Source organism: Enterococcus sp. AMC1086 (assembly GCF_058216575.1).
Window position 1 is genome coordinate 554194 of the sequence record NZ_CM177100.1, and the last position, 13393, is coordinate 567586.

Annotated in this window: 13 protein-coding genes; 12 read left to right on the plus strand and 1 reads right to left on the minus strand. The window is 34.9% G+C overall.

Annotation, left to right across the window (positions count from 1 at the left end; all coding sequences use genetic code 11):
- Positions 1–4: 4 nt before the first annotated feature.
- From AC4BC4_RS02690 to AC4BC4_RS02735, 10 genes are all read left to right on the plus strand, one after another.
- Positions 5–1309, plus strand: coding sequence for a nucleotide sugar dehydrogenase (locus AC4BC4_RS02690; RefSeq protein ID WP_490476692.1), 1305 nt, complete (start codon positions 5–7; stop codon positions 1307–1309).
- Positions 1310–1521: 212 nt separating this feature from the next.
- Positions 1522–2778 carry a hypothetical protein gene (locus AC4BC4_RS02695; protein WP_490476693.1) on the plus strand — a complete coding sequence of 419 codons (1257 nt, stop codon included), beginning with the start codon at positions 1522–1524 and terminating at the stop codon, positions 2776–2778.
- 37 nt (positions 2779–2815) lie between these two features.
- Positions 2816–3934, plus strand: coding sequence for a DegT/DnrJ/EryC1/StrS family aminotransferase (locus AC4BC4_RS02700; RefSeq protein ID WP_490477339.1), 1119 nt, complete (start codon positions 2816–2818; stop codon positions 3932–3934).
- Between the two features lie 66 nt (positions 3935–4000).
- Positions 4001–5080: a glycosyltransferase family 2 protein gene (locus tag AC4BC4_RS02705; RefSeq protein ID WP_490476694.1), complete on the plus strand. Its 1080-nt coding sequence runs from the start codon at positions 4001–4003 to the stop codon at positions 5078–5080.
- A gap of 153 nt (positions 5081–5233) precedes the next feature.
- Positions 5234–6487: a lipopolysaccharide biosynthesis protein gene (locus AC4BC4_RS02710; protein WP_490476695.1), complete on the plus strand. Its 1254-nt coding sequence runs from the start codon at positions 5234–5236 to the stop codon at positions 6485–6487.
- Between the two features lie 32 nt (positions 6488–6519).
- A complete protein-coding gene (locus tag AC4BC4_RS02715; RefSeq protein ID WP_490476696.1) occupies positions 6520–7650 on the plus strand; it encodes a glycosyltransferase family 4 protein in 1131 nt (376 codons plus the stop codon).
- 88 nt (positions 7651–7738) lie between these two features.
- On the plus strand, positions 7739–8275 hold the full coding sequence (locus AC4BC4_RS02720; protein WP_490476697.1) for a hypothetical protein: 537 nt from the start codon (positions 7739–7741) through the stop codon (positions 8273–8275).
- 189 nt (positions 8276–8464) lie between these two features.
- Entirely contained in the window at positions 8465–9229 is a 765-nt protein-coding gene (locus AC4BC4_RS02725) for a tyrosine-protein phosphatase (RefSeq protein ID WP_490476698.1), read from the plus strand.
- Positions 9230–9252: 23 nt separating this feature from the next.
- A complete protein-coding gene (locus AC4BC4_RS02730; RefSeq protein WP_490476699.1) occupies positions 9253–10215 on the plus strand; it encodes an LCP family glycopolymer transferase in 963 nt (320 codons plus the stop codon).
- Positions 10216–10363: 148 nt separating this feature from the next.
- Complete coding sequence (locus AC4BC4_RS02735) at positions 10364–10993, plus strand: sugar transferase (RefSeq protein WP_490476700.1); 630 nt, start codon at positions 10364–10366, stop codon at positions 10991–10993.
- Between the two features lie 226 nt (positions 10994–11219).
- On the opposite strand, the gene AC4BC4_RS02740 is transcribed toward AC4BC4_RS02735, so the two are convergent.
- A complete protein-coding gene (locus AC4BC4_RS02740; RefSeq protein WP_438757341.1) occupies positions 11220–11969 on the minus strand; it encodes a tyrosine-protein phosphatase in 750 nt (249 codons plus the stop codon).
- Positions 11970–12039: 70 nt separating this feature from the next.
- Between AC4BC4_RS02740 and AC4BC4_RS02745 the strand changes: the two genes are divergently transcribed.
- A complete protein-coding gene (locus AC4BC4_RS02745; RefSeq protein WP_490476701.1) occupies positions 12040–12426 on the plus strand; it encodes a hypothetical protein in 387 nt (128 codons plus the stop codon).
- Positions 12427–12825: 399 nt separating this feature from the next.
- Positions 12826–13392 (plus strand): recombinase family protein, encoded by a 567-nt coding sequence (locus tag AC4BC4_RS02750; protein ID WP_490476702.1) that lies wholly within the window; start codon positions 12826–12828, stop codon positions 13390–13392.
- Position 13393: the final 1 nt, after the last annotated feature.

The following is a 13393-nucleotide window of genomic DNA, read 5'->3' on the forward strand; positions in this document are numbered from 1 at the left end:
ATAAATGTCGTCATACAAAAATTTAATTGAAAATGAAACGGCAATTTCAATTATTGGATTAGGCTATGTAGGGATGCCTCTTGCTGTCGCATTCTCAAAAAAGTTACATGTTATTGGATTTGATACAAATCAAGAGAAAGTGGCACAGTATCTTTCCGGAATAGACCCTACAAAAGAAGTTGGAGCAGCAGCCATTGCTGCTGCATCCATTCATTTTACTAACGATGAAAAAGATATAAAAAAGGCCTCATTTCATATTGTTGCAGTGCCAACTCCTGTTACAGTAGATAAAAATCCAGACTTGACTCCAATTAAATCAGCTTGCGAGCTTTTAGGATGTGCCATAAAAAAAGGTGATATCGTAGTTTTTGAATCGACCGTTTACCCAGGAGCGACAGAAGATATCTGTATTCCCATTCTAGAAACCAAATCTAATTTAATCTGTGGTAAGGATTTCTTTGTGGGGTATTCACCAGAGCGAATTAATCCAGGGGATAAAGTTCATACGTTGGACTCGATTGTAAAAATTGTTTCTGGTTGTGATGATGAAACATTAGATACGATTGCTAATGTTTACGAATTAGTGATTGCTGCTGGAGTTCATCGTGCTCCGTCAATCAAGGTCGCCGAAGCTGCGAAAGTAGTAGAAAATAGTCAAAGAGATATCAATATTGCTTTTATGAATGAATTGGCGATGGTCTTTGACAAAATGAGTATTGATACAAATGATGTACTGGCAGCAATGGCCACAAAATGGAATGCATTAACTTTTTATCCTGGCTTAGTTGGCGGACATTGTATTGGAGTGGATCCTTATTATTTCATTTCAGAAGCTGAAAAATTAGGGTATCATAGTCAAATTATTGCTGCTGGAAGAAAAGTGAATGATGGGATGGGAGAATTTATTGCAGAGGCTGCGATCAAAGGCTTGATTCAAAAGGACTGTTCCGTAAAAAAAGCCCGTATCGGGGTTTTAGGATTGACCTTTAAAGAAAACTGTCCAGATATCCGTAACACGAAAGTAGTCGACATCATCACCCATTTACAAAGCTATGGGGTGGAACAAATCTTGGTTTCAGATTGTTGGGCTGATCAAGCAGAAGTCTCTAGAGAATATGGAATCACGCTAACACCAGAAACAGAAGTAAGAGAGTTAGATTGTCTTATTGTGGCGATCGGACATGATGTATATCGTGAATTCCAGTCAAAAGATCTGCAACAATTTTTTGCAGAACCATCAGGCGTATTAGTCGATGTAAAAGGAATCTATAAAGAAAATCAAGGTGATTTCCATTATTGGAATTTATAAAAATCATTCGGTCGTATTTCATTCAGACAGTTAGGAACTTAGCCAAACAGTTTTGGAGCAGTTCCTTGTGTAAAGCTTGTTTGATAAAACGATGTCTATCCATGAAGAGTTTGAATCAAGCGGATGAGATGAACGGATGAATATTTTCTGATAAAAAAATTTTGAAATCAGTGTAGACAGAAATGCCTAGCTAGTTATGAGGAGCAGCTTAAATGTTAAAAAAATGTATAACGATAATGATCCATGTGTTTATCATTATCGGATTCAATATTAGTTATTGCTATGCTATTTGTCCTCTGTTTGACTACATGGGTTTTTCAGCTGTATTTTCGTTAAATAAAGTAGTGATCATTAGCTTTTTAACGTTCATTTTTTTGATTTTGGGTGTTACTATCCGTAATCCTTTTATGTCTTTAGTTTGGTGGATCTTTTTTTACATGTTTTTTGTGGGAGAGTCGATTTATTATCAATATACCGTTGAGGGAAATTTTAAAATTCTAATAGGTATTTCTCTGCTCTTGATTTTACTGCCCCTTGGTTCAGTTGGACAAATAAAGTTAATCCCTCACCGAATTAAAGGGGATAGTTTAAAGTTACTTGTGATCCTCTCGATTCTCATGTTCATTCCGATTTTCTTAGCTTCGTTTAAGTACATAAATTTCAAAAATCTATTGTTTATTGATGTCTATGATACACGAGCAGTCTTTAAAGCAAATAAGGTACCGATTGTAGGCTACTTGATTATCCCTTTGTCTCGTATTTTTATTCCCTATATCATCGTAAAATCAATGGAGTTAAAAAAATACAGATATGTTATTTTGGGAATCGTCCTTATTTTATTCATCTATCTTTGTGGTGCAGTAAAAAGTGTTTTTATGGGATTATTGGCAGTTTTTCTATTTTATGCAGGCGACTATTGGTTTAAGCAAAAAATCTGGACAGCGATGATGGCTGTCGTGGGTTGGTTTGGATTCATTATCTATTATTTTACAGATAATATTACGATCATTGATATGTTTACACGTCGTGTCTTTTTTGTCCCCGCATATCTAAATAATCTCTATGTCCAATATTTCACAGATAATTATACCTATTACTCTCATTCCCCACTTGGATTAGGCTTAACTGAAGACATGCTGGGAGGAACTCCGTTGTCTATTTTTTTAGGAAATGCTGTGATGGGTAAAGATATCAATGCGAATGCAGGTATTATCACTGAAGGGTATGTGGGTTTTGGTATGTTTGGCGTGGTCATGATTGTCTTGTTTATTGTCCTGCTTTTTGCGTATCTCAATAGTTTGGACGTTCAACCCCAATTCTTTGGTATTGTTTTCGTCTATATTTATTTGACGAATACCGCCTTTTTGTCTGTTTTCTTAGTAACGCATGGCTTGTTTGTTTTCATTTTATTTGCTTATTTCTATCTCAGTAAATACACAAACGAACCAGCGTGTTTAGATTCAAAGTAGTGATTGGAGAAATATTGGATACTGGAAAGGAGAAAAAATAGTGCAAAAGAAAATTTTATTATCCTCGCCACATATGAGTGAAGAGGGGTATGAGCAAGACTATGTGAAACAAGCCTTTGAAACAAACTGGATTGCGCCTTTAGGTGAAAATGTCGATGGGTTTGAAAAAGAATTGGCAAAAGAAATAAATATAGATTATGCGGTGGCACTTTCATCAGGAACTGCAGCGATACAGATGGCATTAAAAGCCGCAGAGGTGGGAGTCGGAGATATTGTGTTATGCCAGAGTCTTACCTTTGTGGCAAGTGTAAACCCCATTATTTATCAAGGGGCAACACCCGTTTTTATTGATAGTGATTGGGATAGTTGGAATATGGATCCATCCCTTTTAAGAAGAGCTTTAGAAAAGTATCCTTGTGTGAAAGCCGTCGTGGTCGTTCATTTATATGGCTTACCCGCAAAAATGCAAGAAATTGCGGCACTGTGTCAAGAGTTTGATGTTGTATTGATTGAAGATGCTGCGGAATCTTTAAGTAGCTACTATAAAGAACAAGCAACTGGAACGCTTGGTGATTACGGTATCTATTCATTTAATGGCAATAAAATTATAACAACTTCTGGTGGAGGAATGCTCGTAGGTCATGATAAAGAGCGAATGGAAAAAGTTCGCTTTTGGGCGACTCAAGCTAGAGATGAAGCACGTCATTATCAGCATAGTGAAGTAGGACACAATTATCGCCTAAGTAATGTCCTTGCAGGCATTGGTCGTGGTCAATTGAAAGTGTTAAGTGCGCGAGTGGAAAAGAAAAAAGCCATTTATGCCTTTTATAAAGAACAGTTACAAGGCTATTCAGAAATAACTTTTATGCCTGAGAATGAATGGGCAGATGCTAATTATTGGTTGAGCTGTTTTTATTTTAACGATGGAAAGTCTCCGTTCCCTTTAATTGAAGCATTAGAGCAAGAAGGAATCGAAGCACGACCGATATGGAAACCAATGCATTTACAACCAGTTTTTTCTGGGTATGAAGTATTTGGCGGTGAGGTGTCAGAAGCACTATTTCGCTCGGGTGTATGCCTTCCTTCAGATACAAAATCAACAGAGGCGGATTTGAACCGAGTCGTGACAAGTATTAAAAAATTTTTAGATAACTAAAGAATTATATATGTTTTAATTCTCGCTGTATTACAGAGAAAGAAGCCATGGAAAGGAGAATTTTTTGTGAGTGTTTCACCGATAGTCAGTATTATTGTTCCTATTTATAAAACACCTAAAGTTTATCTGATTGAATGTCTCACTAGTTTAGTTGAACAAACAGCTGATCCATTATCCTTTGAGATCTTGTTAATTGATGACAATGATTATCAGGATGAAGCAGGGGAAATCTGTGAACAATTTGCAGCTAGGTACACCAATTGTTTTGCTTATCATCAGGAAAATGGTGGTGTTTCAACTGCTCGAAATTTAGGAATTAAAAAAGCAAAAGGTGAATTCTTATGTTTTCTTGATGCAGATGATTGGTTGGAACTAGAGGCTATTGAGAGCATGTGTGCCACGATCAATCAAAATCCAACACTCGATTGTCTTTTATTTTCGATGATGATTCATTTTCCCAACAGACAAATTGAAAATAAATTTTGGGACAAGCCTAATGAGCTGTTCACAAAAAAACAACGGCAAAGCTTACAACTGCAATTATATGGGAAAGGCTTTACCGACTATTACCCACAATTTTTAGCATCAGGAAATCATGGGAAATTGTATCGGCGATCGGTAGTGATCGAACATGAATTGTTCTTTAATGAACAGCTGATACGAATGGAAGATAACCTTTTTAACCTATATTTTATCGAGTATGCCAAAAAAATCATGTTCATTGATACGGTAGTTCATCATTATCGAAAGAACGGTGATAGTGTAACGAATCGATATAATCCGAATATTATTGAGGAATTTGAAAAGGCGTATCGAGAAATCGAACTGTTTCATCAAAAATTTGACAAACCAAGCATCTATGAAGAGGCTTTGATCATTAAACGATTAATTGGCATTCATATTTATTATGACTTTTTTTGGAAGATGACTAAAACATCAGCGAACAAAAAACAACTGAAGCAATTATTACAGTCAAAACCCTATCAAACTTGCTTGAAAAAAGTGAACTATGTTTATCTAAAACCTAAAGAAAAAGTCTATATATCTGTTTTGAAAATGAAAAACTACACGGTGCTATCGATATTACATAGGCTAGAAGCATTTTGGATCAAACTAACAGGTAAAACCGTTTATAAAAATCATTGATGAATAGACTGGCTCTGGATCCGTCCTATATTTTAGTTTCTGAGAATTTTAGAAAAGATGTTGCTCAGACTATGGTAAATAAGGGCAAGCAGTGAATGAGCAGAGCAATAAGAAAATATGGGATAAGGAAAAATAATGAAAGGAATCCGTTAGATGATAGCAAAATTACAGAAATATAAAGGTATTATGCAGGATATTCTACTAAATTTACTTTCAGTGATGCTAGTGATGACGGTGATTCAACTCTTTGTTTTCCCTTACCTTTCAAGGCAATTATCAGATGAAATGTTTGGGCAAATCATTACAATGTATGGAATGAATAATATGATCATTTTATTTTTTGGGAATACTTTGGGCAATATTCGAATGCTCAAACAACATGATAACGTGAATTTTACTCTGTTGAGTCAATTAAATATGGTTGCTTCACTGATCATTATAGCTGGATTAAGTGTCTATTACGGATCTGCTTTTTCACAGATGACAGTTTTCTTATTTATTTTATTTACTGGTTTGGCAAATCTAAGGGCTTATACAACGGTCCATTATCGAATTTCTCTCACCTACAATAAAATTTTATGTCTAAACTTTTGCTTGGTTTTCGGTTATTTACTTGGCTTTATGATTTTTTATTTAACGTCAAGCTGGGTCTGGATTTTTCTAGCTGGAGAAATTTGTGGGCTTCTCTATCAGTTGTATTCTAAAAATAGGTTGCTTATTGAATGCTTTACGACTTTTTCCAAAAAAATAGATGCTAACGTTTGGCGCGAATTTTTTTCATTAAGCACAGCTAATGGACTTGCAAATGTTGCAAATTATCTGGATCGTTTTATTATCACACCACTACTAGGAGCAGCTAGTATGGGGATCTATTATGCCGCTTCCTCTCTTTCAAAAATCTTGACAATGGTGATTACACCAATGTCGAGCGTGCTTCTTTCTTATACGACCAACCAAACAACTGGATATGCCAGAAAAAAATTGTTGACTTTATATGGAATTATGCTAGGAATCGTGGTTCCAAGTTACTTTGTCTTGACGACCGTATCCAGTTTTTTAGTCGGAATATTATATCCTAATTATGCGCAAGGAGCAAAACCGTTAATTCCTATTGTAACGATTGGTATCTTATTAAACGTGATTTATAGCGTGTTGCATCCATTTATTTTAAAAAAATATTCTATCCATTACCAATTGGCGATTCAACTTGTTTATTTATTCTTTTATGGGGGGCTATCGATTGTACTAAGTCAGCGTAATGGCTTAATTGGTTTTACTTGGGCGTTTTCGATTGCATCAATTGTTAAACTACTTATTCAGCTGATTATCGTGTTATTCAAAAAAGAAAGTGATGGAACGATTTGGGAGCCAGTACTTTCACCAATACGCGAGCAAGAAAAAAACTGATAGTTATTATTTAATAGAAAGAGGTTACAATTTTGAACATAATTCATGTGAATTCTGGTTACAACAATACTATTTATAAATCAATTGTGGACAATCTGGCTCAATTAGATGTGGGGCAACGAGTCTATATGTATACACCTTTTAGTCAAGCTGATACTAAGTATGATGAGTATGTGGATGTGCGGCAAGTCTATCACAAGTGGGATCGCTACTTTTTCCATGCGAAACATGGGAAAGCATTGAATGACTTTATGGTTTATTTAGAAGAAAAAACACCTGATATTATTCACGCTCATACCTTATTTTCCAATGGCTACATAGCGTATAAGGCTTATCAGAAAAAAAAGATTCCATACCTTGTTGCGGTTAGAGGGACAGATATCAATATTTTTTTTAAATACATGGTTCATTTACGAAAATTGGGGCTTGATATATTGCTTCACGCTTCAAAAATCGTCTTTCTCTCACCAACACTCAAAAAAAATCTTTTTGAAAATTACGTATCAGAAGCTTTAAGCGCACGGTTAGAAGCAAAATCAATAGTAATAACAAACGGGATCGATCCTATTTATTTTGACGAAAGATCTGTACCTAAGCAACTGAAAACAGGTGGTAAAATTACCGTTTTGACGGCAGCCTGGATTAATAAAAATAAAAATCAACTGACAGTTTGCAAGGCCTTAGAACAGCTACGAGTGAATGAGGGACTGGAGTTTGAATATCGTATTGTAGGTGGGGTTTCTAAAGAGAAGACGCAAAAACGTTTGCTAAAGCAATTAAAATCCTTTGATTTTGTCAAAATCATTCCAAGAAAGGATAAGTATGGATTGCTTCAAGAAATTCAAGCAGCAGATATTTCGATCATGGTTTCTTACCAAGAAACATTTGGCTTATTTTATATAGAATCGGTGCTTCAAAATACTCCGATCATTTACACTAAAAATCAAGGAATTGATGGACTTTTTGAAGATGGACTTGTTGGTTATGCGGCGAATCCTCATTCAACGCTTGATGTTGCAAATAAAATATCTGAAGTGTTGGCGCACTACGATGCGCTATCGCTAAACACGAAAAATCAGGCTGATCAATTTACTTGGTCGGCAGTCGCAGCTACTTATAAAGAGCTTTACGAGTCTGTTCTTGCAACTAAAATAGATGAGTAGCTGCCACCCGATGAACTAAATGTAGATGGAGGATTAGGATATAAGATACAGCGTAAAAGAAACGCAAAATACAAAGGAGTTTTTGGTGATGTCATATAGGCGTAAAGATTCAAGAAAGAAGCAGAAAAAGAAAGTCAATTACAAAAAGATTTCGGTAATACTATCAGCTTTATTTATGGTTGTGACGGTTAGCAGCGGTCTTTTTTATAGCAAAAAAAGAAATCAGACGGTTCTTTCTTCTAATCAGGTAACACAGAAACTAGAAAAATCAGATACATCGGTTTCATCGTTATTTAAGGATGAAAAACAAATTTTTCTAAAACCTGATGTGACAATGGCAGAGTTGAGCCAGCAACGAGTGAAAGTAGATAAGATCGAAAATAGTACTGAAAAAGAACAGCAAGTTCAGCTGTTAGAGGAAGCAAGCGATAAATGTTATATTTTAGCAGCTCTTACAAATTTGTATCAAGATGCCGTTTCCGCTAATGGAACGATTAATGAACATGCACAATTAAAATCTGGTGTCTCTGCTGAAAATACGAAGACGCTCAAAAAGATGGTCGAAAGTAAACAAAAGCAAGATGAATTTTATCAACAAGCTTGGGTATTGCTGGCTAATAAATAGAGCTTTCGGTAAAGGCAAAAAAGTGTTTGGATAAACAACAAATGGCAGACAGATGTAAAACAGTAGCTATTTAGTTTAAAAATTTGAAGACTTCACTTGATATAATATTTAGCACTTTTAAGGACTGAATACTCGTATCCTAGTTTCAAAGAAATTCTAATATACGATTAGAAAAGGAGAGTAACGCGAATGATTGATTTGCATTGCCATATTCTACCCGGAATAGATGATGGCCCAAAAACAATGGAAGAGTCACTTGAAATGGCAAAAAAAGCAGTAGAAGATGGGATTTTTCAAATAGTTTGTACGCCACATTACACTTTACGATATCCTAATACGCGTTCAATAATCGTGCCTCAGGTGCAACAGCTACAGCATGAATTAGACAAACAGAATCTTCCAGTAACCTTATTTGCAGGGCAAGAGGTACATTTAACGGGTAAACTGATGCATCAGATAGAAACAAATAAAATTCAATTGATCGACCCCCAAAATCATTACTTTCTATTAGAATTTCCTAGACATGAAGTCCCATTTTATGCGTTGACGTTGATTGAAAAAGTGATCAGGCAAGGAATGACCCCCATTATTGTTCATCCCGAATGTAATCTTGGTTTCATTAGAGATCCCAATAAGCTGATTCCCTTTATTGAATTGGGCGCATTGACACAGCTAACAGCACCAAGCATTTTAGGCGTTTATGGGAAAGGGATTCAAAAAATAGCTCGTAAAATGCTGGATCACAACTTGATCCATACGCTTGCTTCAGATGCTCATCGTCGGCAAGATCGGGATTTTTATTTGAAAGAATCCTATGCATTTATTGAACAAACTATAGGAGCGATAAAAGTACAAGAATTGCAAACTAATGCGGAAAAGGTTTTAAAGGGCGAACAGATTGTGGTAAAAGGTCATCGTCCAATTTCACGCAAGAAGTTTTGGCTATTTGACTAGATACTGAATAGGAGATACTTGATATGAAAAGAAAGAAAAGAGATGGGCGAAAAAAAAGAAAATGGTGGGTAACAGTTTTGTGGTATTTACTTTTTCTTCTTCTTATTATTGTAATTGGCGCTGCAGCATGCCTTGGCAAAGTTTATTTAGATGTTAAAAAGACATCAAAAACAATCCATAACGATGTGCCAATTGAAATGCGAGTAGCTTCATCATTCGATCACGGTGAAGATGAAATTGTAAATGGTAAGCCGTTTTCAGTCTTGATTATGGGCATAGATACAGGAGATTTCGGTCGGACAGAAGTTGGACGTTCAGATACAATGATGGTAGCAACAGTGAATCAACAAAAGAAAGAGACATTACTTATGAGCATTCCGCGTGATACCTATACAGAAATTATAGGTAAAGATTTTCCAGATAAAATTAATCATGCCTATGCTTTTGGTGGTCCAGCAATGGCTATGAACACTACTGAAAATCTCTTGGACATTCCAATAAATTATTATATTTGGATGAATATGAAAGGAATATCAGATTTAGTTGATGTATTAAATGGAGTAACTGTCATGAATCCAACTGCATTTTCTTATGCTGGCTTTGATTATCCTGTAGGCGAGTTAGAAATGGGTGGAGTCGAGGCCTTACAATATACACGGATGAGAAAAGAAGATCCTCATGGAGATTACGGCCGTCAAGAGCGACAACGAATTGTTTTGGAGGCAATAAGCAAGAAACTGTTAAATATATCCAACGTGACCAAGTACCAATCTATTTTGAATGTACTAGGTGAAAATATGCAAACTAATCTGACTTTGGAAGAAATGAGAGATATTGAGCAAAATTATCACTCTGCATTAGTAAATATTGAAGGCGACTTTATGCAAGGAGAAGGAGCGATGATTGATGGTGGTTCCTATCAGTTGATCCCAGAAGCCGAACTTTCACGTGTTCAAAAGAAGCTCACGAAAAATTTACAAAAATAACGCCACAAGAATGCTGTCGTCCAAAATAGAATGAATCTTGTGGAGCAAAGAAGTTGAAATTCATTCCTTCTAATTTAGTTCAAACGATTAAAGCAGAAGTAACGAACATCATAAAAAATAGCTGAAAAAGAAAAAAGGAGTGAAAAAAATGATCAAGACTAACTGGTATCGCAGGGTTTTAAAACGCTTTTTGGATGTGATTTTTTCAGGAATCGCTCTTGTAGTACTCAGCCCATTGCTTCTTTTAATATACCTATCAATCTGGGGAACAGGCGGAGGTCCAGTGCTATTTTGCCAAGCTCGGCCAGGAAAAGACGGAAAAGTATTTAAAATGTACAAGTTTCGAACCATGCTCCATACAACGGATGAAAAAGGAGAACTACTTCCAGACGATTTACGATTAACACGATTTGGTTCATTTTTGAGATCAACTAGCTTGGACGAATTACCCGAGCTGGTGAACATTTTTAAAGGAGACATGTCGATCGTAGGCCCTAGACCCTTGTTAGTGAAATACTTACCTTTGTATACTTTGGAACAACAGAAAAGACACTTGGTAAAACCAGGATTAACGGGACTAGCGCAAATTAGTGGTCGTAATCTTATAAGCTGGGAAGAAAGATTGAAACTAGATGTCCATTATGTGACCCATATGTCTTTCTTTCATGATTTAAAAATTATCGGCTTGACAGTTGTGAAAACGATAACCAGAGAAGGTATTAGTGCACATAATCATTCAACGATTGAAGAATTTCAAGGATGTAAGGAAAAAGATTGAACACAAATCAAGTAGTCTTTGGGCAGACTATCATAGCCTGTTGGAAAAAGGATGAACTATTTTTCCATGATTTATCAGCAGGTGTTGGCTATCTAATAAAAAAACAAGAACTCGTTGGAAAAAATTTAAAAAGGTATACTAATTCAACAAGGACCTAGAGAGAAATTTCTCTAGGTCCTTGTTTAGTTTAGTAAAGGAGAACAAATTCTAATGTAAGACCATTCTTTTACTCATCAACTAAAAATTTTTTCCTAAATAGAGTTAATTTTGATTGATCGAAGTCCAATGCTTTTTCTAAATAAGAATCAAAATCCTGATATTCATTTTTGATTGTTAAAAAAGTATGCTCTAAATAACTACTATTGACTTGCAAAAGAGGGGTAATTTCCTGAATGTTTTCATCAGAGAATCCATATGCTTTTTTTAATTGATCTAAAAGTCCTTGATTGAATTGTTTGAGCTCCTGATTGCTGTCTATATAATTAGATAAAATATCTTTTTCAGATACGCCTAATATTTTTAAAATAAGGGCTGCACCATACCCTGTTCTATCTTTACCAAAAGTACAGTGAAAGACAAGCGGAGTTCCTTCATCACTTAAAATTAATTCTAAAAATTTGCTGTATCCTTTATTGGCAGTTTCAGACGTAACAAAACTTGCATAGATTGTATCCATAAGCTTGTTTATTTGATTGGCATTATTCATTATGGTAGTTATATCTGGACTTAAATCGTTGGAATTATCAAGAACATCAATAGATACGTATGTTGCATTAGGAATAGGATCGTCAGGATTTTGCTCTCTTTCAGATTTGTTTCTGAAATCAACAATTGTTTTAATGTCTAGCTGGATTAAATCATCCATTTCTTCTTTTGATAATCCACTCAATTGGGAACTCCTAAAAATTTTTCCTGTTTTTATAATCTGATTATTATAACCAGTAAGTCCACCTAAATCTCTAAAGTTTGCAATCAAAATTCCCACTCCATTTCATTAAATTTGCATTATATATTATAATTGTATGACATAGATAGAGGTGTGTAAAATGAAAAGAGAGATAAAAGGTATTCTGGTATTTTTACCTATAATTATTGTATTGTCTTTTTTAGTCATACTTGCTGACAAAACCGGGAAATTAGGTGTTTTTGGGACACTTATTACCTTGCTAATAAATACCGATAATTATGAGTTGAATTACAATGAAGAAGTAAGTCGAAAGTTGAAATTAAAAATAAATTATATTAAAAATATGTTATTATGCTTTTTCTGTAGTTGTTATATAACCTATATTGTTAATGAGCTTATTCTTGATGAGTCAATAAAATCATTTACTGTCTGGATACTTCCTGGTACCTTTTTTATTATTATTTGGTTATATACACGAGTGGTTATTCCTAAAATCATTCACCATTTCAATCATAAAGAAGGGTAGAATCTGGAGTAAATCGTTCTTTAGGATGAAAAAGTAAAAATATTTTCGCCGAAACACATTAGAATACAAATTGTATTTATATAATTTGGGATGTTCAAGTATTGTATATAGAAGTTATTTTGCTATGTAAGCTGCCACCTAAATTCATATAGGGTGCAACTTTTAAAAGGCAGATCAGAGGTTGACATTGTCGATAGTTCGTTTTTTTTATTCATATCCTCCGCTAGATCTCACACTGTAGCTAGATAAAAAATTATAGTTTCAAAAAGGATGATAATTAAAAATTTTTAAAATCTCTCTATGCAGGGATTTTTATTTTAGAAAGAAAATACTCAAACTTATACTTAAATCTATACACCTATAATTACCGTTTATGGTACAATTAAGTGAGGTGATTTCATGAAATATACATATGGTTATGCGAGAGTGTCCACTCAATCGCAAGAACTGAACCGTCAGCTGGATATTCTGGAAAAATATTCATGTGATAAAATTTATACAGAGAAAATGACAGGAACGAAAGCAAGTCGACCAGAGTTGAATAAATTGAAAGAAAATGTTCGAGAAGGGGATACAATTATTGTTGAAAGCTGGAGCAGATTAGGACGTAGTACAAGAGATCTCATTGACTTAGTAGAATTCTTCTCTGAAAAAAAAGTGAATGTGATTGGCGCAAAAGAAAAATTTGATACGTCGACCCCTCAAGGTAAATTAATGTTGACGGTATTTCAAGCTTTTGCAGAATTTGAACGAGATCTAATTGTTCAGCGAACAAAAGAAGGCTTAAAAAGTGCCAGAGCAAGAGGTCGTGTGGGCGGACGTCCAAAAAAATCAGATAAAAAAATTCAACAGGCGTTGAAACTGTACGATTCAAGACAATATTCGCTGAAAGAAATCAAAGAAATGTCAGGTGTGAGTCCCACAACGCTATATAGATACTTGGAAATACGTAAAAAAGGTCAGTAGA